The sequence below is a fragment of the Arthrobacter sp. SAFR-044 genome, from assembly GCF_059414985.1.
The window spans coordinates 152,151-172,118 of sequence record NZ_JBPFDN010000010.1; the positions used below are offsets into that span (position 1 = coordinate 152,151).

The following is a 19,968-nucleotide window of genomic DNA, read 5'->3' on the forward strand; positions in this document are numbered from 1 at the left end:
CCGCCGTCGTGCTTTGTGAAAAGATCAACCATGCGCGCCATGCAACACTCCAGCAAACTCCGGAACGTCCGCTACGAACTCCGCGGGCCGATCCTTGAGGCCGCCAAAAACATGGAGGCCGAAGGGCACCGGATCCTCAAGATGAACCTGGGGGACACGGCACCTTTCGGGCTGGAGGCACCGGAGTCCGTGGTGGTGGACATGATCCACCACCTTCGCGGCGCCCAGGGCTACAGCGATTCAAAAGGCATTTTCACGGCCCGGACGGCCATCTCGCAGTACTACCAGACCCGCGGCCTGATGAACATCGGGGTCGAGGACATCGTGGTCGGCAACGGCGTCAGCGAACTGATCTCCATGTGCCTGCAGGCCTTCATGGAAAACGGCGACGAAATCCTGGTCCCGGCACCTGACTACCCCCTGTGGACTGCCGCCGTGACCCTGACCGGCGGCAAGCCCGTGCATTACGTCTGCGACGAGGCAGAGAACTGGTGGCCGGACATGGCCGATGTGGAAGCGAAGATCACCACCCGCACCAAGGGCATTGTGATCATCAATCCGAACAACCCCACAGGGGCTGTCTACCCCCGGCACATCCTGGAACAGTTCGCCGGCCTTGCCCGGAAGCACAACCTGGTCCTGTTCTCCGACGAGATCTACGAGAAAGTGCTTTACGACGGTGCGACGCACATCCACACCGCGGCCGTGGCCGAGGACGTTTGCTGCCTGACCTTCAGCGGCTTGTCCAAGGCCTACCGGATGCCCGGTTACCGGGCCGGATGGGTGGCCATCACCGGTCCACTGGCCGCCACCGCCGCTTACCGTGAAGGCCTGGAACTGCTGGCCTCGCTGCGCCTGTGCGCCAATGTTCCCGCCCAGCACGCCATCCAGACATGCCTGGGCGGCTACCAAAGCATCGATGCGCTGGTGAAGCCGGGTGGCCGGCTGCGTGAGCAGCGGGACCTTGCCCACAAACTGCTGACGGCCATTCCCGGCGTCACGTGCGTCCCGGCGTCGGGCGCAATGTACCTGTTTCCGCGGCTGGACCCGGAGCTGTACCCGATCGAGAGCGACGAGAAATTCGTCCTGGACCTGCTCCGGGACCAAAAGATCCTGGTCTCCCACGGCTCGGCCTTCAACTGGCCGGCGCCGGACCACTTCCGTTTTGTCATCCTTCCCTCGGTGCTGGACATCGAGGAAGCCGTCCGGAGGATTTCCGCCTTCCTTGCGGCCTACCGGAGCGGGGCAACAGCCTGAAACCGGGGCGGCGCGAAGAACTAACCGCGCCCTAACCGCGGGGAAACCAGTACGCAACATTGCCGGGCCAGACTTGGTAGTGCAGGCAAGAGCCGGCATCAGCTCCAGCCAGGAGGGCCCCGCGATGTTGAAGAAAGCGACCACGCATGTAACAAGAGTCCGTGCCCTGGACCAGCTCCACCGCGGCGATGAAATCGAAGCCCGCCTGTCGGTGGGGCCCTCCTATGACGACGTGGTGATCCGCCGCGGCAGCGTCCAGGAAACAGCGCCCGGAATCGGCGTGGTCTGGATCCTGGACCGCATCAGCGGCGTGCGCAAGGCAGTCAATACGGACGAGTGCAGCGTCTGGCGGGTGGCATAGCCGGTGCGGGGAGGGGGTGGCGGGCGTAGTCAGGAAGGACTGTCCGCAACCCGTCCCTAATTTTGGTCCTGCCAATGATGTACCGGCGAATGCAGCCACTCGACGGTGGCGTCCGTGATGCTTTGGATTGGTTTGCGATCAGGGCTCCATGGGCAGCTCAGCCTCCCGCAACGGACTGGATGACCAGCACCTCCTGGCCGGGTTGGACCTCGGTCTCCAGGCCTTGCAGCCGCCGCACCTCGTCGCCGTCGACGTAAATGTTGACGAATCTGCGCAGCGCCCCGGTTTCGTCACGGAGCCGCCGGCCCAGCACGGCATAGTCCGATGCCACCGCGTCGAGCAGGCGCCTTACCGTTACCGGCCCGTCGGCTGGGGTGGACAGTACCGACTGGCCGCCGGCCAGGGGCTGCAGGACACTGGGAAGCAGCAACGAGATCTCAGGCACCGGCCACCACTGCTGCCCGGACGCAGAGGACGTCCGGCAGGTGCGACGCCACTTCCCTGAAGGTGTCCCCTTCGTCCGCACTGGCATAGACGGTGCCGCCCCGCGTGCCGAAGTAGACGCCGGCGGGTTCGGCGGTGTCCACCGATGCGGCGTCCCTCAGCACGCTGTTGTACTCGTGCTCGGGGAGACCGGCGCTGAGCCGGGTCCAGGTGGTCCCGGCGTCGTCCGTGCGGTGGACGGCGAGCTTTCCGTCGGGAGGGATGCGTTCGCCGTCGGCCTTCAGCGGAACCACCCAGGCGGTGCCGTCCCGGCGCGGATGCGTCAGCATCACGAAGCCGAAGTCCGCGGGCAGGCCGTCGGCGATCGAGCTCCAGCTGTCGGCGTTGTCGTCCGTCCGGTAGACCCCGTGGTGGTTCTGGGCGTAGAGGCGTCCTGACACGGCGGCATCGGCGGCGATCTTGTGCACGCACTGGCCGAACTCCGGGTTGGGGTCCGGCATGAAGTAGGCCGAGATGCCCTTGTTGCGCGCTTCCCAGGAGGTGCCGCCGTCGAGCGAGCGGTAAACCCCGCCGGTACTCATGGCGACGTGCACGGTTTCGCCCACCGGGTCCACGACGATGGAATGGGCCGCCGCACCGCCATAGCCCGCTCCCCATTCACTGCGGTGCGGGTGGTCCCACAGGCCCCGGTTCAACTCGAAGTGCTCGCCGCCGTCGGTGGATTTCCAGACGGAGATGGGCTCGGCCCCCGCCCACACAACTCCGGGACGGGACTCTGCGTCCGGGTAGATCTGCCATACGCGGTCGAGGGCGGCGCCGGTGTCCTCGGGAAACGTGATGGCGCCATGCTCGGGCTCGGACCAGGTGGCGCCCAGGTCATCGGAGTGTGCAACCGTTGGCCCCCAGTGCGGGCTGCGGACCCCCACCAGGATCCGCGTGCGGCCCTCCCGGGTATCGATCCCGATGCTGGGGATTTCAGCCATGAGGAAATGCGGGCCGGTGAAGGACCATTCCCGCCGGTCGCGGCTGGTGGCGAGCCACAGCCCTTTCTTGGTGCCGATTGCCAGGATGAAGGATTCTGCCGCCGTTGCCATGCGGACCATGCAACCACCGTCAGGGGCCAAGGCGCAACGGTTTCCGCCCCCTGCGTTTCCCCAATCGCAGACCGGGAGGGATCAGTCCACGAATTCCGACTGGGTCTCGATGAAGTCCCAGTCAGCGGCGGTCAGCACGGCGGCCGGATTGCCCGGATGCGGACCGCCCGCCTCCGCGATCCCCTGAAGCACCGGGAGCGGCAGTTCCTCCGCATGGAGGTTTTGCCGCAACCACTCCTTGCTGGCCAGGTCCAGGTCCAGCCACCACATGAAGATTTCCACGATTTTCCCTCCTTGCTGCACTTAAAACGTTAGGCGCGGCCCAAGCGGCGGACAAGGTCCTGGCGCGGAAGCAGGTGGCCAAGGCCGGCTTTAGGGTACCGGCAGGTAACTTGGCCGGCAGGTGCCCGGGAAAGACGAGTATCCCCTACTGGCGACTGCGTCAAGCGGTCCCCCTAGCCTGAAATCTCAAAGCAAGCTGACCGTGTTGCTGGGGCATAGGGCGCTACTGCTGGCCAGTCCTCGCCATGGTCCGTTTCACACATATATGGGGAGAAATCATGAAACGCACCTTAGCCACACTGGGGGTGGTTGGGCTCGGCCTGATCAGCCTCACAGCGCCTGCCATAGCCGCCCCTGACCAGGTGGTGGCCTGCCACTGGGACGGAAAGACCCTCACCCAGATGTCATTCAACGCCAACGGGACCGGCGGCCACGACCAGCACCCTGATGACATCATTCCTCCAACCACCAAACTGCCGGAGGGAAAGAACTGGACCAACGAGGGAAAGCTTCGTTACGTCAACGAGTGCGGTGCGACACTGCCGCCCGGCGAAGTGATTGACCCGCCCGTTGTGGTGGATCCTCCTGCCACAACTCCGGCGACACCGCCTGCCGAGCAGCCGCCGGTCGTCGTCGAACCTCCCGCCGAGGAACCTCCTGTGGTGACTCCGCCGGCCGAGGAAACGCCCGTCGTCGTCGACCAGCCTGTTCAGGAACCGCCCGCTGTCCAACCGGAAACCACTGCGGTGGAACCGCCGGCGGTGGCACCGGCCGCTGTCTCGGGCCAGGCCGCACCCGCCAAACAGGCTGCCGCTGCTCCCAAGGCAGCCCCCCAAGCAGCTCCCGCCGCAACTCCCGTCAGCGTGGGAACGAACCAGGGGTACAACGCCCAGACGGCAGTGGGTGCCGCCGACGGCGGGCCCGGCTGGCTCGCAGGCCTGGGAGCGCTGGCGGCCGCAGGAGCAGCGGTGGCCGTCCGCCGTCGGCCACGTTTGCTGCACACCGACGGCTAGCCCATAACCCGCCACTTCCAGTGGCTCCAGACAAGGAAGGCGTCCTGCCAGTGCCCGGCAGGACGCCTTCCTTCCAATCCAGCCCGGCCCGGGAGGACATGCCATGCCACAGGATCGACGCCGGCACGCGGCGCCCAGGCGACGCGTCACGGGACGCCCGGGCTGGCGGCGGTGGAACCGGGGCGACCTCGCCATCCTTTGGTGTGGTGTCCTCACTTTCCTGTCCTTCACCATTGGCGCTCCCCTGTTCCATCCCTCACCGCTGCTGGCTGTCCCCGTCAGCTCCGCTTCGGCTCCCGGCACTGCTGGGTCCGCCGGCGCGGCCCCCATGGCGGAGACCGGTGTGCCGCACGCTGCGGCAGCCGCTGCACAAAGCCCGGCCCGGCCGGCAGTGGAGGCACCTGACCTTCCACCGGCTGCCCCTCCACTGCACATCCGTTATCCGGCCGCCGCCTTCGACGTCGCTATCCAGCCCCTGGACCTGGACGGCGAAGCCCAATCCAGCCGCACCATCGAGCCCCCTGCCACCAAGGACGGATACTGGCTGACGGCCTTCGGCACGCCAGGGAAAGGCTCTGGCAACACCACCTACGTCATCGGCCACAGCTGGGAAGGCGCGGACGCTCCCTTCAACCATCTCAGTTCCGCGGCGGCCGTTGGTGACCGGCTTGATGTTGAGACTCCGGCCGGAACCATCAGCTACCGGGTGGACAGCGTCACCACCTATCTGAAGTCAAGCCTCAAGGACAGTCCGGTCTGGGACATGGTGCCCAACCGCCTGGTCCTCATCAGTTGCTACACGGAGGATCCGTGGGGCAAGAACGTGGTGGTGACCGCGTTCCCCGCAGTTCCCTAGCGACCCGGTCCGGCAGTCAAGGGGCTGCCCGGGCCTAACGTACCTGTTCACCCCGCCGTGGGCGGGCGGACAATGGGCAGCATGATGTGGGAACACTTCGACGGGGCCCCGCTGCTGGTGGGACTCATGCCCAAACAGCACCCGGAGGTGATCGAGGCCGCGGCCGCCCTGGCTGCCCGGCTGGCCGCACCCCTGGTCTGCGCGTACGTAGATGAAGCCAGCTACCTTGTGGAGTGGGACCCCGCCCGCTCCGCCCACCGCCTTTCGCGGCACCCCGACGCTGATGATGACATGCCTGCACTGGCCGCGGAGTTGAAGGCACAGGTCCAGGCCACGGTGGACAAGCTGCCGGCGGGCGGCGGTCGCCCCGAGTGGTCTTTCCGTACCCTCACCGGGGATCCGGCCCGTGCCCTTGGGCAGCTGGCAGCCGAAGTGGACGCCACCATCATCATTGTGGGCACCTCGGAACGGGGATTGTCCCACCGGCTCTCGGAGGCCCTGGGTGGATCCGTGGGGGCCTGGCTCAGCCACCATCAAAGCCGGCCGGTGCTGGTGGTTCCCTATCGGATGGCCGCCCACGAGGACCGGCCATGAGCAGCGGGCAGGGACGCGGATGCCTCCCTGCGGGGCCCGGCTAAAGTAAAGCGAAAGTAGTTATTCTCGGTGCTGGCGCAGTGCCGTACCTGCCAGTAAGCTAATTTCAGCAAGGCCGATCCAGAGAGATGGAAGCCGGAATTGCCCAAAAGCTGCTCCGGAGTGCGTATCCCCCAATAACGCACTCCGGAGCTTTTTTGTGCCCTGAAGGAAACCTGGGTGAGTCGGACCCCACCGCGCCAATGATACCCCCTAGGGGTACTTGCCAAGATACCCCACCCGGGTATAAGTTGACTGCATGAACGCTATGGAAGAAGCCGTTTCCGCGGCCGAGCGGCCGGCCACCGAGGATGGCACCGCCCCGCAACATGGCTACACGGGAAACAAGGATGCGTACCTGCGCCGCCTGAAGCGCATCGAGGGCCAGGTGCGCGGCATCGCCCGGATGGTGGATGAGGACAAGTACTGCATCGACATCCTCACCCAGGTTGCCGCCGTCACCAAGGCCCTGCATGCTGTCAGCCTCGGCCTGGTCGAGGAACACATCGGCCACTGCGTGGTGGGGGCAGCCTCCGAACCGGACCCCGACGCACGCGCAGAAGCCATTGATGCCAAGGTCAAGGAAGCTGCCGACGCGATCGGCCGGCTGCTTCGCTGACACCACCCCATCCCACCCCGGCCACCGCCGGCCCCACTGAAGGAGCAAGCCATGAGCACCACCTCCCCCACCACCACAACCATCAGCGTCTCCGGCATGACCTGCGGACACTGTGTGTCGGCAGTCAGCGAAGAACTCGAAGCCCTTGAAGGCGTCGAAGCAGTGAACGTGGACCTGAACGCCGGCGGCGTTTCCACCGTGACCATCACCTCGGGCAAGGAACTCTCCCCTGCGGAAATCGGCGAAGCCGTAGCCGAGGCCGGCTACCTGGTGGTAGCCAACGAAGCCTAGAAACCCTTCCACTACCGGAAAGCCGACCATGAGCCACCAGGAACTGCTCCGCCCGCCGGGCACCCGCATCGTCGAACTCGACATCGAAGGGATGACGTGCGCATCCTGCGTCAACCGGGTGGAAAAGAAGCTCGGCAAGCTCGACGGTGTGGCCGCAACGGTCAACCTGCCACTGGAGTCCGCATACGTCACGGTCCCGGAGGGCGTCACCGACGAACAGCTCACAGCAACGGTGGAAGCGGCCGGCTATAAGGCAACGGTCCGCGCCCAACACCCTAAGGGTCCGGAAGCCGGGCCTGCCACTGAAGCCGCTGCGGTCCCCGCATCGCTGCTCCGCCCGCGCCTCATCCTCGCCGCAGCCCTGACGGCCCCGGTATTCCTGGTCAGCATGGTCCCGGCGTTCCAGTTCCCCAACTGGGGGTGGGTGGCGGCAGTGCTGGCGCTGCCGGTGGTCACGTGGGCTGCATGGCCCTTCCACCGTGCCGCGGCCATCAACGCCAGGCATCTCGCCTCCACCATGGACACCCTGGTGTCGCTCGGGGTGGCGTCAGCGTACCTGTTCTCGGCCTGGCAGCTGCTGGCGGACCCGCGGATGACCGAGCACCCGGGCATGGAGGGCATGTCCGGCGGCCTGTACTTCGAGGTGGCATCCGTCGTCACCACTTTCCTGCTCCTGGGCCGGTACCTGGAGGCCAATGCCAAGCAGAAGGCCGGTGATGCCCTCAAGGCCCTGCTGAACCTGGGTGCCAAGGATGCCACTGTCCTGCGCAACGGCAACGAGGAGAAAATTTCCGCCGACAAGCTCCAGGTGGGCGACGTCCTGGTGGTCCGGCCGGGAGAGAAGATCGCCACCGATGGCGTAGTGGTGGACGGGGCCTCGGCCGTTGACGCCTCCCTGGTGACCGGTGAATCGGTCCCCGTGGAGGTGGGACCGGACAGCCGCGTCACCGGCGCCACCATCAACACCTCCGGCCGCCTCCTGGTCAGGGCCACCCGGGTTGGTTCCGAAACCACTCTCGCCCAGATGGCGCGGCTGGTGTCGCAGGCCCAGACCGGCAAGGCACCCATCGCGCGGCTCGCAGACCGGATCAGCGCGGTCTTCGTGCCGGTGGTCCTGGCGCTTGCCGTCCTGACGTTCGTGCTCTGGCTCCTCCTCGCCGGCCCGGCCGCTGACGGGGACCACCTGCGGCAGGCGTTCACGGCCGCCGTCGCCGTGCTGGTCATTGCCTGCCCCTGCGCACTCGGCCTGGCCACCCCGGTGGGCCTGCTGACGGGCACGGGCCGGGGAGCCCAGCTGGGCATCCTGATCAAGGGCCCCCAGGTCCTTGAAGACACCCGCACCGTTGACACCATCCTGCTGGACAAGACGGGCACCGTCACCACGGGCGTGCTGGCCGTGGATGCGACGGCAGCGTTCCCCGGGTTCCAGGACCAGGACGTCCTCCGGCTGGCCGGAGCCGTCGAGGCCGCCTCCGAGCACCCGGTGGCCCGCGCCATCGCGGCGGCAGCAGTTGCCGGGGCGCCGTCGATGGGCGCAACGGACGACGCCGGCCCGTTGCCATCCGTGCAGGATTTCAGTTCCGCCCCGGGCGGCGGAGTCTCGGGAACCGTCGGGGGCCGGGCCGTGATGGCAGGGCGGAGCGGCTGGCTGGAGCAGAACGGGATTGTCCTGGATGCCGGCCAGCGGGCCCTGCTGTCGTCCGCTGAGGAGGGTGGAGCGACGGCCATCTGCGTTGCCATGGATGGGAAAGCCGCCGGAATCATCAGCCTCCGGGACACCGTCAAGGAAGGGTCCGCAGCCGCCGTCGACCGGTTGAAGGCACTGGGCCTGCGGCCCATCCTGCTGACCGGGGACAACGCCGCCGTCGCCGCCCGGGTGGCTGCCGCCGTCGGCATCGCCCCGGACGACGTCTACGCCGGCGTCCTGCCGGAAGGGAAGGTCGAGGCAGTCCGGAAGCTCCAGGCGGGGGGCGCCACGGTGGCCATGGCCGGGGATGGCGTCAACGACGCCGCGGCGCTGGCGCAGGCCGATCTGGGAATTGCGATGGGGTCCGGCACGGATGTGGCCATCGAAGCCGCTGACCTGACGGTAATGGGCAACGACCTCGCCCAGGTGGCACAGGCCATCGAGCTGTCCCGGAAGACCCTGGGCACCATCAAGACCAACCTGTTCTGGGCGTTCTTCTACAACGCGGTGGGCATCCCGGTGGCCGCCCTGGGGCTGCTCAATCCGATGATCGCCGGCGCTGCCATGGCCGCCAGTTCCGTCCTGGTGGTGGCCAACTCGCTGCGCCTGCGCAGCTTCGGGAAATAGCAGCAGTGCGTCGGCCGAGGCTCAGGCCGCGCCGTAACGCACTGCGGCGCGCGCCTTGGCCTTGGCCGCTTCCGCGTCCCGGTCCTTGGGCGGCGCCTGCGTTACCAGCGCATCCAGCAGGTGCTGTGTGATGTGGGCGATCTCATGGACGGCGTCGTCAAAGGCCTCCTGGTTGGCCTTTGACGGCTTGGTGCTGCCGCTGATCTTGCGGACATACTGCAGGGCGGCTGCGTGCACTTCCTCGGACGTGGCGTGCGGCTCGAAGTTGTGGAGGGTTCGGATATTCCGGCACATACCGCCATGCTAGGCTCTTCCAACGCCTGGGATCGACCCCTTTTTCATGGCCTCCGCCCGGCGTCCATGGGGAGCCCGGCATGGGCAGGGCTGCCCATCGACACTTTTTTGGGGTCCGGGATAGGTTTTAGGCAATGGATCTTCCGGATGAGCCGGGGGGCCGCTGGGGATGCCGATCTGGTTCGGATCCACGATTTCAACAAGGAGAAACTGATGGCTATTTGGGGTGCAGACGTTGAGCAGCTTCGCCAGCTCGGCAGCAAGCTTCAGGCAGGGGCGTCCGAGATCGAGACGCAGAAATCCACTCTCACCAAGGTCCTGAGCAGCACCAACTGGGAAGGCCCGGACGCCACCAAGTTCCGCAACGAATGGTCCGGCACCCACACGGCGATGCTCACCAAGGTTGCCGAGGCACTGAAGGAAGCGGGCGCGCAGGCCAAGCGCAACGCCGAAGAGCAGAGCCAGGCCTCCCACTAGGCTTACCGCAGCGGGCGGGGCAGGGACACCAACCGGTGTCCCTGCCCTTTTTTGTTGGCGTCCGACGGCGGCGCCTGGGGGTGCAGGGCCACCGGCAAGGCGGCGGCCCGCCTTGCCGGTGGCCGGCTTCCCGGGCGGGTACGGCTAAGGCACGGGCGAAGCGCAGGTGACGGGCGTGGCTAAGGGACGGGCTCGACGTCGTTCGCGTGTTCCAAGGGTGACGCCGTGACACCTGCACCTTTTTCGCCGGGGGATGCGGCGGCACGCAGCTCGTCCACCCGGACCAGGATGACCCCGCCGACGATCAGCACACCGCCCAGGAGCTGGATGGCGCCGGGCAGTTCGCCGAGCAGCAGCCATGCCCACAGCACTGCGAACAGGACCTCCGTCAGCGACACGAAGGATGCCACTTTGGAACCGAGGGCCCGCGCGGCCATGATGCCCGAGACGTACGCCAGCACGGTGGCCAGCACCACCAGTCCCGCAAGGGACACCCACCAGGGTGTGGTCCAGGGGCCAAGCGTGGTGTCCGCGGCACTGAATGTCATGGGCAGCAGGCCCGTTGCGGCAGCAAGCCACATCACGGCAGCGCCAGTCATGAGTCCCCCTGACGCAAGGACAATGGGGGGCAGGGTGTCATTTTCCCTGGCGGTGATGAAGAAATAAATGGCCAGGCAGACGGCGGCCGCCATTCCCCAAAGGACCCCGATGAGGTCCACCTTCACGGCGCCGGTAAGGTCAAGGACCAGCACCAGCCCGGCGAGGGACAGCAGTGTCCCGCCGGCCGTCAGCAGCCTGGGACGCCGCCGGCTCGCGGCCCAGAGCCACAGGACGATGATCACCGGGGCCAGGTACTCCAGCAGGAGGGCCACTCCCACGGACAACCGGGCCACCGCGTTGAAGTAGAACAACTGGCAGGCCGCCACACCAATGAGCCCGAACAACACGATCGTGAGCCAGTTGTCCCGCAATTTGTGCCAGCGGCCCTTGAGCGCAAAGGCAGCGGGCAGTGCAAGGATCAGCGCCGCACCAGTCAGGCGGGCGGTGACGGCAGCTCCCGGCGACCAGCCGGCCTCAAGCAATGACTTGGCGAAGGACCCGGACAGGCCAAAAACCGCGGAAGAGAACAGTGCGGTTCCGAGCCCGGACGCCAGGAAGCCAGGGCGCCCGGTGCGCAGTTCCGGGGTGGGGGTGATGTTGTTGGCGGCAGGCACCGTCGCCTCCTGTCAGGAGTAAAGTGGGGTAATGCTCATGACACTACGCTTGGGTGCTGTAAGGAGTCAACATGGTTTTCGCCCCTGACACTGAAGTGGCGCTGCGTACGGTGGTGAACCTCATCAACACTTCCGCGAATGGCAGGGAAGGACTGGCTTCCGTGGCAGATCTGGACGCCTTCCTGGCCGCTGAAGGGTTCTCCGGCGGCCGGAGCCGCGATGCCGCGGAATTGGAAAGCGTGCTGCAGTTGCGACGTGAACTGGCAGCGGTTTGGACCGCGGATGAGGATGCCGCCGTTGAAACGGTTAACCGGCTGCTGCGGGACGCGAATGCGCTGCCTCAGCTGATGAAGCACGACGGCTGGGACTGGCATCTGCATGCAACGGCGCCGGAAGCTCCCCTGTCGGACCGGATGAGCACCGAGGCGGCAATGGCCCTTGCTGACGTGATCCGCAGCAAGGAGATGGAGCGGCTGCGCATGTGCGAGTCGGAAGACTGCGATGCGGCGGTGCTGGACCTGAGCCGGAACCGGTCAAAGCGGTATTGCGACACGGGAAACTGTGCCAACCGGGCGCATGTTGCGGCCTACCGTGCCAGGCAGGCGGCCGCGAATTAGCAGGGTCTTCCTGCGCTTGGCCCTTAACGCTGGTTTGCCGCTAGCGCTGGGGCGTGCCGTCACTGCCGTTGCCGGATGCCGGCGGGTTCTCGCGGCCGGGAGCACCGAAGCCGTGGCCGGACCCTCCGTGGGGAGATGCTTTGGGCGCGGAGCTCAGGTTCACGCCCGACCCCTTGCCGAGGTGTTCGGCGTTCTCCTTGTAGCTCATCGACAGCATGGCGGCGATCACCAGGGTCACGATGAAGGCGATGCCGGCGGCCGTGAAGGCGAGGTCGAAGCGGGGCGCCCGGGCGCTCCCCCCGGAGGCGAAGATCAACACTGCCACGAAGGCGACGACGGCCCAGAATGCCGAAAACATCAGCGGCCCCTTCACCGAGGTCCGCAGCTTGCGCGGTTTTCCTTGATGCTGGTCAGCCACAGTGGTTCCTCCCTGCAGGCGGCGCGCGGCCGGCCTGGTTTACGAATTGCGGTTTCGCGCCGGATTTTCTACAGAAAGTAGAAGGGCGCTCCTCCTAGTTTACGGCTTTCCTGCGCCGGGGCGGGCATCGTGCCGCAGCGTCAGGCCGGACAGGACCCACAGGACGCCCGAAATGATGGCTCCTCCCCCGGCTACGCCGAGCAGGGCGTGGGCTCCGAGGTTGATGAAGAACGGCAGCAGCACGGCCGTTCCGATGCCGATGACTCCGGACGCCATCCAGTCGCGGGCCAGGACGTGGCGGCCCCTGTTCTGCAGGCCGCAGGCGAGTTCGAGGACACCGGCAACGCCCAGCCCCAGGGCCGCGATCACCCCGAACAACAGGTCACTGTGCAGCAGGATCACCGCAAAACCGGCACCGGCCAGGACGGCGCCGCCGGCGGAAAGCAGCTTTCCGGGCGTGGAATTCTGCGCGAAACCCGCTGCGGGGACAGTCCGGAGGGACACCACACCGGCCGCCAGGAGGTAGAGGCCGCCGGCCCAGCCCATGACCTCCACGGAAGGCGAAGTCCAAAACACCGTCATCGCGCCGAATGCCAGCGCGGCAGCCGCGCGCAGCAGGACCGGCTTCCAGAGGTCGTTGCGGGGGGCAGTTCCCGGGGCTGCGCCCGCGGGAGTGGATGGTTGCGTCACCGGTCCAGTTTAGTGCCGGCTGCCGGAAGGTCGAACCCGGCCACCGTGCCGGCCTGGAATGCCGCCTCAGGCGGACCCCAGCACTATCCAGCGGTCAGACCGGGCACGAAGGCCAAGGGTCAGGGCGCGGGCGGCCATGTATCCCACGCCGAAGGCGGCCCAGAGCCAGGCCAGCCCTGCGGCGCCGGTGGCACCGGAGAGCGCCACCCCGGCCAGCAGCGGCACGTAGACGGCGAGGTTCACCAGCCCGGCGAGAGCGAGGTACCGTGCGTCCCCGGCACCTATCAATACACCGTCCAGGACAAAGACATATCCGGCGATGGGCTGTCCGGCAGCCAGGACCCAGAGCGCAACGGTGAGCACTGACTGCACTTGCGGATCCGGAGTGAACACGGCCCCCACCCAGGGGGCAACTGCGGCCAGCAGCAGGCCCGTGACCACGCCGAACCCTGCGCCCCACTTGGTCATGGTGCCGGTGAGAAGTCGGGCCCTGCCGGCATTCGAAGCACCCAACTCCTTCCCGATCAGCGCCTGCGCGGCGATAGCCAGGGCATCCAAGGCGAAAGCCAGGAAGGAAAAGATGGTCATGGCCAGCTGGTGGGCGGCGAGGTTGACCTCACCCTGGGCCGTCACCACCAGCACCGTGGCCAGGATGGCTGCCCGCAGGCTGAGTGTACGCAGCATGAGCCAGGATCCAACACGGGTCATGCCAAGAATGCCCCGCCAGCTGGGCAGAAGACTGACGGCGTGCCGCACCGCGTTCCGGCGCACCATCACGACGTAGACGGCAGCCATGGCCCACTGGGCCAGGCTGGTGCCGATCGCCGATCCGGCCACAGACAAGCCCAGGCCGTAGACAAGCCACAGGTTCAACAAAATGTTGACGCCGAATCCGGCCGTTGCCACCACCAGCGGGGTCCGGGTGTCCTGCAGTCCGCGAAGCACGCCGGTGCCGGCGAAGATCAGGAGCATCGCCACCAGGCCCGGCATGGACCAGCGGAAATATTCGACGGCAAAGGTGCGCACGCTGCCTTCCGCGCCCAGCAGGTCAATGAGCGGCTCTGCAGCGGCGAAGCCGGCCATCGCAAGGAGCACACCAAGCAGCGTTGCCAGCCACACGCCGTCGCGCCCTGCGGCGAGGGCCTTGCCCAACTGGCCGTCGCCGATGGCACGGGCCACGGCAGGCGTCGTGGAGTACGCCAGGAAGACCATCAGCCCGACGGCGGTCTGCAGCACAGCGGACGCCAGTCCCACCCCGGCAAGCTGGGCGACGCCAAGATGCCCCACGATGGCAGAGTCAGCCAGCAGGAAGAGGGGTTCAGCCACCAGCGCCCCGAAGGCAGGGACGGCGAGGCGGAGGATTTCGCGGGCTGGGCCGCGGGTCCCGGCCGCGGGGGCAAGCGCAGGTTGTTGGGGCACGTTGCCAGCCTAACCGCGGCTGCCAGCCGACGAGGCCCGGGCATGACAAAGCCCACACTTTCAGCATATTAGTTGACAGTTCAACTATTGCTCGGGGACAGTGGATCCATGAACAAGTCAGCACTGACCACCACCGCCCTTGCCGCCCTTCGCATCATCCTCGGCTTCCTCTTCGCAGCCCACGGCTGGCAGAAGTTCAATGAATGGACCATCGCCGGCACCCAGGCCTCCTTCGCCAAGATGGGCGTTCCGGCGGCCGACGTCGTGGCCCCCGCCATCGCCGTCCTCGAACTGGCAGGCGGCATTGCCCTGATCCTGGGGATCCTCACCCGCGTGGTGGCCGCCCTGCTTGTCCTGGACATGCTGGGCGCCCTGTTCCTGGTGCACGTCCAGGCCGGCGTTTTCGCGGCAAACGGGGGGTACGAACTCGTGCTCCTGCTGGCCGCGGCTTCCTTCGCCCTGGCCCTCACCGGAGCGGGGCGGCTCTCCCTGGACCGTGCCCTCTTCGGCCGCCGTCCTGAGTCCCGGCTCGCGGTCCTCGCGTAACCCCCCATGCCCCAGCCCGACGGCGGCAGCTCACCCAAGGTGACCTGCCGCCGTCGGACTTTAAGCGGCGCTTCGCTTTGTTGCGGCACCAACCGGCCGGTAACCGGGGCCGCCAGTAGGATCGCAGCATGACTGAGACCCGCCGGCCCAACTCGGTAACCCTCCGCTTCCTAGCCGCCCCCACCGACGTGGGACACAGTGGTTCAGTCGATGCCGGCACGGTGCTCGAGTGGGTGGACAAGGCCGCTTACGCCGCAGCGGTGGGCTGGGCCAAGTCCTACTGCGTGACCGCGTACGTGGGGAACATCCACTTCGCTGACCCCGTCAACAGCGGAGACATGGTGGAAGTTGAGGCCACCATCGTTTACACCGGCCGGTCCTCCATGCACATCCACACCGTGGTCTCCTCCGGCGATCCGAAGGGCGGGCCAGCCACCATGCGCAGCCAGTGCATGGTGATCTTCGTGGCGGTGGGCGCGGACGGCAAGCCCATCCCGGTGGAGCAGTTCGAACCCACAACCCCTGCGGAGATTGAGCAACGGGACCACGCACTGGCCAGGATCAAGGTCAGGGAGCAGATCGTGGAAGCCATGAACCGGCAGGAATATACCGACGCGGGTACGGCCGAACGCGTGACACTGCGGTTCATGGCCGCCCCTACCGACGTGAACTGGGGCGGCAAGGTCCACGGCGGCATCGTCATGAAATGGATCGACGAAGCCGCGTACGTGTGCGCCTCCCGCTACTGCGGCAGGGACACTGTGGCCGTCTTCTCCGGCGGCGTGCGCTTCTACCGGCCCCTGCTCATTGGCCATGTGGTGGAGGTCGAGGCCCGTCTGGTGTACACCGGGACCAAGGGCATGCACATCGCCGTCCACGTCCGTTCCGGCGACCCCAAGGGCCGGGAACTGAACCTCACCACCTACTGCCTCACGGTGATGGTGGCGCGCGACGACGAAGGCACCTCCGTGCCCGTTCCGGCCTGGGTGCCGGTCAGCGAGGAAGACAAGCGGCTCCACGCCCACGCCCGCGAACTCCTTGAAATCCGGGGCACGGCCCCCGGGAACCGCCTGCCGAACCATCTGCTGGCCGCAGCAGGACCTGCCGGCAGCGCCGCGTCCCAGTCAGGAGGCGAGGGCGCCTAGAAGCCTCCGCCACCGGCGTCGCCGGCCATGTTGGCAAAGCGGGAGTAGTGGCCCTGGAACGCCACCACGATGTCCTTGGTGGGGCCGTTACGGTGCTTGGCCACCAGGATGTCCGCCTCCCCGGCGCGGGGTGATTCCTTGTCATAAACGTCTTCACGGTGGAGCAGGATGACCATGTCTGCATCCTGCTCGATGGAACCGGACTCACGGAGGTCCGACACCATGGGCCGCTTGTCCTGGCGCTGTTCAGATCCACGGTTCAGCTGGGACAGGGCGATGACGGGGACCTGCAGTTCCTTGGCGAGGAGCTTCAGCGCACGGGAGAACTCGGAAACCTCCTGCTGGCGGGACTCCACCTTCTTGCCCGAGCTCATGAGCTGCAGGTAGTCGAGGATGACCAGCTTGAGGTCATGCTGCTGCTTCAGGCGCCGGCACTTGGCCCGGATTTCCATAAGGGACATGTTGGGGCTGTCGTCGATAAACAGCGGGGCATCATTCATACGGCCCATCGTGGTGGCAATCTTGGACCACTGCTCGTCCTTGATGGTTCCCTTGCGGAGGTCCTGGAGCCCAATGGTGGCTTCGGCGGACAGAAGGCGCATGGCGATCTCGTTCCGGCCCATTTCCAGGGAGAACATCACCGTGGAGAGGTTGTTCTTGATGGCCGCGGACCGGGCGAAGTCAAGGGCAAAGGTTGACTTACCCACGGCGGGGCGCGCAGCGATGACGATCATCTGGCCGGGGTGGAGCCCGTGGGTCAGTTCATCGAGTTCGTAGAAGCCTGTGGGGACACCGGTCATGCCTTCACCGCGGTGGCCGGACGCCTCAATTTCGTCCACCGTGGACTCCATGACGTCCTTCAGCACCACGTAGTCCTCGGCGGTGCGGCGTTCGGCAACGGCGTAAACCTCCGCCTGGGCCTGGTTGACCAGGTCCTCCACCTCGCCGTCGGAGCCGTAACCCAGCTGGACGATCTTGGTGCCGGCGTTCACCAGGCGGCGAAGCACTGCCCGCTCGGCCACGATCTCGGCGTAGTAGCCGGCGTTGGCGGCAGTGGGCACGGTCTGGATCAGTTCGTGCAGGTAGGCCGGGCCGCCGATCCTGTTGATCTCGGCGCGCTTGGTCAACTCGTCGGACACCGTAACCGCGTCCGCGGGCTCCCCGCGCCCATAGAGGTCAATAATGGCCTCATAAATGGTCTCGTGCGCAGGCCGGTAGAAATCCTGGCCGCGGAGGATCTCGACAACGTCCGCGATGGCGTCCTTGGACAGCATCATTCCGCCCAGGACGGACTGTTCAGCCGCTATATCCTGGGGCGGCTTCCGGCTCGCGTCCGATCCACGGGTTGCCTCGACAGGGTCCAGATGCGCGATTGACAAAGCTGCCGTCCTCCATTTGTACCGGGTGTGCCGCCCGGTGATCCATCCTGTTCGCGGCCTCCGACAACCGGATCCGCCACCCATCAAGGTCTACCCGCAGGCCCTGACATTCACGTGCCGCGGTCCGGAAACCGGCTCCGTTCCGGAGTTATCCCCAATATCCACAGCTTTTCCACAGACAGAGGCGGGCAGCGGTGCGAAGGGGCCCGGAAACCGAAACAGTGGGACCTGCTTCGGCTGCGGAGAACAGGTACCCCGCTACGCTAGCCGCCGGGACGCCAGCCGCAAAGCCAGCATCCCGCAGGAGCTGTGGATAACCTGTGCACTATGGGGCATAGCTTGTGCACAGCCTGTGGGGAAGTCTGTGGATACTAATTTTCTTTGGCTGGTGATTCGCGCCTGACCTGCGAAAACTCCTTGGCTGCCATGTGGAGTAAATATTTCTTCGCGGGAATTTCATCCACAGGTACGGAACGGGACCGCTAGGGGGAGGAAGGCTGAAGGACCTTCCGGAACGGGTAGTGTGCGAGCTCGTGGCGCATCTCATATTCCGTGCCGGAAGTCCAAGGGCGGCCCGTCCGCGCCTGTATGCGGGGTAGTGAATATTGCTGTGGATAAACCCGATGTGGATTAAGCTCTACATATGGGCGATCTCCTGCTGGTGCTGTTGCCGGCGATAGTTTTGGTAGCGCTCATGTGGGGCGTTGCTACCGCACTGCGGCCGCGTGATGCGGGAACCTCAGAAGCCGAAAAATACCAGCGGGAACTCGCCGAGCGCTCTGCCAGGCACTACGCAGCCCAGGTCCAGGCGGCCACCGCAGCCCGTGCCCGCCTGGCGGCGGCTACCCACCCCAGCCAAAACGCCCAGCAACACAACCAGCAGCAGGAATATATCCGCGCGGGCGACCAGCACGGCAATCGCACCTGGCGACGGCCAGGAAGTACAGAGAACGGCTCATGAAGATGGAATCCCTTGTGGTCCCGGTCCTTATCCTGCTCGCGGTGGTTGCGCTGGTTATGGTGGCATACCGCGCCGCCCGCAACCGCAGGGCATCGCACGGCACGGCCCCGTCCGCACAGCCCGCCGCACCACAGGAGCTCGCCCAGGCAGCTGCGAACAGGCTGTCGGAGGACCAGCACCGGAGGATCTATGCCCTGATCGCGCAGGGCCAGGCGATGGCCGCCATCAAGCTCTACTACGAGGTCACCGGCGAGGGCCTGCGTGCCTCGCGTGACGCCGTCGGCGCCCTGGCCGCCCATCCCCAGCCCTACCGGAGCCAGGAGCAGGCGCAGGTGGTTGAGGAGGACGACGACGAGCCGCAGCGGTTCCCGTACCGCTACCGGGCGATCGCGAGCAAAGGCGACGTAACCCGCGAGGTCAGCAGCAACATGCTCAATGATGAGATCTACGGCAGGATCCGCACGCTGGCCCGGAGTGGCGATACCGAGGCCGCTGCCAACGCTTTGACGCGCCACTCGGATATCTCGCTGAAGCAGGCACGGGAATTCATCGCGCTGCTGGACGACTAGCAGGAACCAGACATGCGGGCCAGCAACTGCCCGGACGTCCCAGCCCCGCGGTCACTGATGGGCGGGGCGTACAGCTGGTGGTCGGTTGAACAGATCGGGACCCCGTCCTGCTGGACGGGGTCCCGATCTGTTCCTGGCTGCCGGCCGGTTTACTGACCCAGGGTCAGGATCAACTTGGGTGCCGCGGTGCCGCCCGCTTCCCTGGAGTTGAGGTCCAGGCCATCACTGCTGCTCGAGTCCAGGCCGAGCGAGAGCTGTTGGCCCAGCTCTCCGGACAGTCCGCTCACGGTCAGCGGAATGTTGTAGCTGGTGTTGGTTGTTGTAGGGCCAAGCTTGCCAATAATGGTTCCGAGCGCCGGACGGCTGTTATACGTGATCCCCGCCTCGGTCCAGTTGTCATCTGCAACCACCTTGACGTTTTGGGTACCCGTGGAACCACTCCCGGCACTGCGCAGCTGCAAGGTGGCACTCTGCAGCGTCCTGCCCGAATACTGTGAGAGGTCGAACTTGAGGTAGGTCACCTCCACGGGGCTGTTGTCCACCCCCAGCAGGGTGCTTGTGCCGAAGTTCGATCCAGCCGACCCGCTGGACGCATAGGTGTCAGCTGTTGCCGTCAGGGTGACGGTCTGCGGTGTGCCGCCCCCGCCCGCCGCGGCCGCGGTGGTGAAGGTCCACGTCCTGTCCGAGGCCAGAGGGTTGCCGGCCGTGTCCTTCACCCCACTGGTGCCACCTTTGATGGTCGCCGTGTACGTCGTCCCCGCCGCCAGGTCAGCGTTCGGGTTCAGCGTCGCCACTTTGTTGGTGCTGTCGTACGTCACGGTGGCCGGGACGGCAGTCGCGCCCGCCGCCAGGGTGAAAGTGGTCGACGTGACGGTTGATGCAGTCATCGCTTCCGAGAAGGTCCCTGTTACATTGGCCGTGACCGCTACACCGGTGGCACCGGCAGTCGGCGAGGTAGCCGCCACAGTCGGAGCGGTGGTGTCACCGCTTCCACTGCCGCCGCCGCTGCTGGGACTGTAGTAGTGCCAGTACCGGCTGGTGGCGTTGACATCCGCGAGCACCAGCAGGCCGCTGT

The 19,968-nt window shown here is 66.4% G+C and carries 24 protein-coding genes; 14 read left to right on the forward strand and 10 right to left on the reverse strand.

The window, feature by feature from the left end; all coding sequences use genetic code 11:
• Positions 1 to 30: 30 nt before the first annotated feature.
• On the forward strand, positions 31 to 1,257 hold the full coding sequence (locus ACR65J_RS16165; protein WP_440170946.1) for a pyridoxal phosphate-dependent aminotransferase: 1,227 nt from the start codon (positions 31 to 33) through the stop codon (positions 1,255 to 1,257).
• Positions 1,258 to 1,381: 124 nt separating this feature from the next.
• The gene (locus ACR65J_RS16170; RefSeq protein WP_440170948.1) at positions 1,382 to 1,618 is read left to right on the forward strand and encodes a hypothetical protein; all 237 of its coding nucleotides are present in this window, start codon (positions 1,382 to 1,384) and stop codon (positions 1,616 to 1,618) included.
• 157 nt (positions 1,619 to 1,775) lie between these two features.
• On the opposite strand, the gene ACR65J_RS16175 is transcribed toward ACR65J_RS16170, so the two are convergent.
• The 3 genes from ACR65J_RS16175 to ACR65J_RS16185 all read right to left on the reverse strand — a co-directional run bounded on the left by ACR65J_RS16175 (position 1,776) and on the right by ACR65J_RS16185 (position 3,438).
• Positions 1,776 to 2,063, reverse strand: a complete 288-nt coding sequence (locus ACR65J_RS16175; protein WP_440170949.1) for a MoaD/ThiS family protein — start codon at positions 2,061 to 2,063, stop codon at positions 1,776 to 1,778.
• Positions 2,056 to 3,165: a WD40/YVTN/BNR-like repeat-containing protein gene (locus ACR65J_RS16180; protein ID WP_440170952.1), complete on the reverse strand. Its 1,110-nt coding sequence runs from the start codon at positions 3,163 to 3,165 to the stop codon at positions 2,056 to 2,058. The genes ACR65J_RS16175 and ACR65J_RS16180 overlap by 8 nt, the downstream gene beginning before the upstream one ends.
• 72 nt (positions 3,166 to 3,237) lie before the next feature.
• Positions 3,238 to 3,438: a hypothetical protein gene (locus ACR65J_RS16185; protein WP_366367305.1), complete on the reverse strand. Its 201-nt coding sequence runs from the start codon at positions 3,436 to 3,438 to the stop codon at positions 3,238 to 3,240.
• Positions 3,439 to 3,716: 278 nt separating this feature from the next.
• Here ACR65J_RS16185 and ACR65J_RS16190 point away from each other — a divergent pair, with 278 nt between their 5' ends.
• The 6 genes from ACR65J_RS16190 (at position 3,717) to ACR65J_RS16215 (ending at position 9,164) form a co-directional block, all read left to right on the forward strand.
• Entirely contained in the window at positions 3,717 to 4,451 is a 735-nt protein-coding gene (locus tag ACR65J_RS16190; protein ID WP_440170955.1) for a hypothetical protein, read from the forward strand.
• Positions 4,452 to 4,554: 103 nt separating this feature from the next.
• Positions 4,555 to 5,307, forward strand: coding sequence for a class F sortase (locus ACR65J_RS16195; RefSeq protein ID WP_440170957.1), 753 nt, complete (start codon positions 4,555 to 4,557; stop codon positions 5,305 to 5,307).
• 81 nt (positions 5,308 to 5,388) lie between these two features.
• Positions 5,389 to 5,901, forward strand: coding sequence for a universal stress protein (locus ACR65J_RS16200; RefSeq protein WP_440170959.1), 513 nt, complete (start codon positions 5,389 to 5,391; stop codon positions 5,899 to 5,901).
• Positions 5,902 to 6,208: 307 nt separating this feature from the next.
• Positions 6,209 to 6,559, forward strand: a complete 351-nt coding sequence (locus ACR65J_RS16205) for a metal-sensitive transcriptional regulator (RefSeq protein ID WP_440171001.1) — start codon at positions 6,209 to 6,211, stop codon at positions 6,557 to 6,559.
• Positions 6,560 to 6,610: 51 nt separating this feature from the next.
• The gene (locus ACR65J_RS16210; protein WP_440170961.1) at positions 6,611 to 6,850 is read left to right on the forward strand and encodes a heavy-metal-associated domain-containing protein; all 240 of its coding nucleotides are present in this window, start codon (positions 6,611 to 6,613) and stop codon (positions 6,848 to 6,850) included.
• A gap of 28 nt (positions 6,851 to 6,878) precedes the next feature.
• On the forward strand, positions 6,879 to 9,164 hold the full coding sequence (locus ACR65J_RS16215) for a heavy metal translocating P-type ATPase (RefSeq protein WP_440170963.1): 2,286 nt from the start codon (positions 6,879 to 6,881) through the stop codon (positions 9,162 to 9,164).
• A 21-nt stretch (positions 9,165 to 9,185) separates the two neighbouring features.
• Here ACR65J_RS16215 and ACR65J_RS16220 read toward each other — a convergent pair whose 3' ends face one another.
• Entirely contained in the window at positions 9,186 to 9,458 is a 273-nt protein-coding gene (locus tag ACR65J_RS16220) for a DUF2277 domain-containing protein (RefSeq protein WP_440170965.1), read from the reverse strand.
• A 213-nt stretch (positions 9,459 to 9,671) separates the two neighbouring features.
• On the opposite strand from ACR65J_RS16220, the gene ACR65J_RS16225 reads away from it, so the two are divergent.
• Positions 9,672 to 9,935, forward strand: coding sequence for a WXG100 family type VII secretion target (locus ACR65J_RS16225; RefSeq protein WP_043448478.1), 264 nt, complete (start codon positions 9,672 to 9,674; stop codon positions 9,933 to 9,935).
• A 179-nt stretch (positions 9,936 to 10,114) separates the two neighbouring features.
• On the opposite strand, the gene ACR65J_RS16230 is transcribed toward ACR65J_RS16225, so the two are convergent.
• A complete protein-coding gene (locus ACR65J_RS16230) occupies positions 10,115 to 11,149 on the reverse strand; it encodes an EamA family transporter (protein WP_440170967.1) in 1,035 nt (344 codons plus the stop codon).
• 71 nt (positions 11,150 to 11,220) lie between these two features.
• On the opposite strand from ACR65J_RS16230, the gene ACR65J_RS16235 reads away from it, so the two are divergent.
• On the forward strand, positions 11,221 to 11,766 hold the full coding sequence (locus ACR65J_RS16235) for a CGNR zinc finger domain-containing protein (RefSeq protein ID WP_440170970.1): 546 nt from the start codon (positions 11,221 to 11,223) through the stop codon (positions 11,764 to 11,766).
• A gap of 40 nt (positions 11,767 to 11,806) precedes the next feature.
• On the opposite strand, the gene ACR65J_RS16240 is transcribed toward ACR65J_RS16235, so the two are convergent.
• The 3 genes from ACR65J_RS16240 to ACR65J_RS16250 all read right to left on the reverse strand — a co-directional run bounded on the left by ACR65J_RS16240 (position 11,807) and on the right by ACR65J_RS16250 (position 14,293).
• Complete coding sequence (locus tag ACR65J_RS16240) at positions 11,807 to 12,184, reverse strand: hypothetical protein (protein WP_440170972.1); 378 nt, start codon at positions 12,182 to 12,184, stop codon at positions 11,807 to 11,809.
• A gap of 99 nt (positions 12,185 to 12,283) precedes the next feature.
• Entirely contained in the window at positions 12,284 to 12,874 is a 591-nt protein-coding gene (locus ACR65J_RS16245) for a hypothetical protein (RefSeq protein WP_440170974.1), read from the reverse strand.
• Between the two features lie 66 nt (positions 12,875 to 12,940).
• Positions 12,941 to 14,293 carry an MATE family efflux transporter gene (locus ACR65J_RS16250; protein ID WP_440170976.1) on the reverse strand — a complete coding sequence of 451 codons (1,353 nt, stop codon included), beginning with the start codon at positions 14,291 to 14,293 and terminating at the stop codon, positions 12,941 to 12,943.
• 108 nt (positions 14,294 to 14,401) lie between these two features.
• Between ACR65J_RS16250 and ACR65J_RS16255 the strand changes: the two genes are divergently transcribed.
• On the forward strand, positions 14,402 to 14,839 hold the full coding sequence (locus tag ACR65J_RS16255) for a DoxX family protein (protein ID WP_440170978.1): 438 nt from the start codon (positions 14,402 to 14,404) through the stop codon (positions 14,837 to 14,839).
• Positions 14,840 to 14,967: 128 nt separating this feature from the next.
• A complete protein-coding gene (locus ACR65J_RS16260) occupies positions 14,968 to 15,984 on the forward strand; it encodes an acyl-CoA thioesterase (protein ID WP_440170980.1) in 1,017 nt (338 codons plus the stop codon).
• Here ACR65J_RS16260 and dnaB read toward each other — a convergent pair.
• Positions 15,981 to 17,363 carry a replicative DNA helicase gene (gene dnaB / locus ACR65J_RS16265; RefSeq protein WP_331323972.1) on the reverse strand — a complete coding sequence of 461 codons (1,383 nt, stop codon included), beginning with the start codon at positions 17,361 to 17,363 and terminating at the stop codon, positions 15,981 to 15,983. The two genes, ACR65J_RS16260 and dnaB, sit on opposite strands and share 4 nt — an antisense overlap.
• A gap of 643 nt (positions 17,364 to 18,006) precedes the next feature.
• Here dnaB and ACR65J_RS16270 point away from each other — a divergent pair.
• Together ACR65J_RS16270 and ACR65J_RS16275 are read left to right on the forward strand one after the other, a co-directional pair.
• Positions 18,007 to 18,324 carry a hypothetical protein gene (locus tag ACR65J_RS16270; RefSeq protein WP_440170984.1) on the forward strand — a complete coding sequence of 106 codons (318 nt, stop codon included), beginning with the start codon at positions 18,007 to 18,009 and terminating at the stop codon, positions 18,322 to 18,324.
• 2 nt (positions 18,325 to 18,326) lie between these two features.
• Positions 18,327 to 18,893 (forward strand): hypothetical protein, encoded by a 567-nt coding sequence (locus ACR65J_RS16275; RefSeq protein ID WP_440171003.1) that lies wholly within the window; start codon positions 18,327 to 18,329, stop codon positions 18,891 to 18,893.
• A 149-nt stretch (positions 18,894 to 19,042) separates the two neighbouring features.
• On the opposite strand, the gene ACR65J_RS16280 is transcribed toward ACR65J_RS16275, so the two are convergent.
• Positions 19,043 to 19,968 (reverse strand): CBM96 family carbohydrate-binding protein (locus ACR65J_RS16280; protein WP_440170986.1); only part of this gene is annotated, 926 nt, incomplete at its 5' end.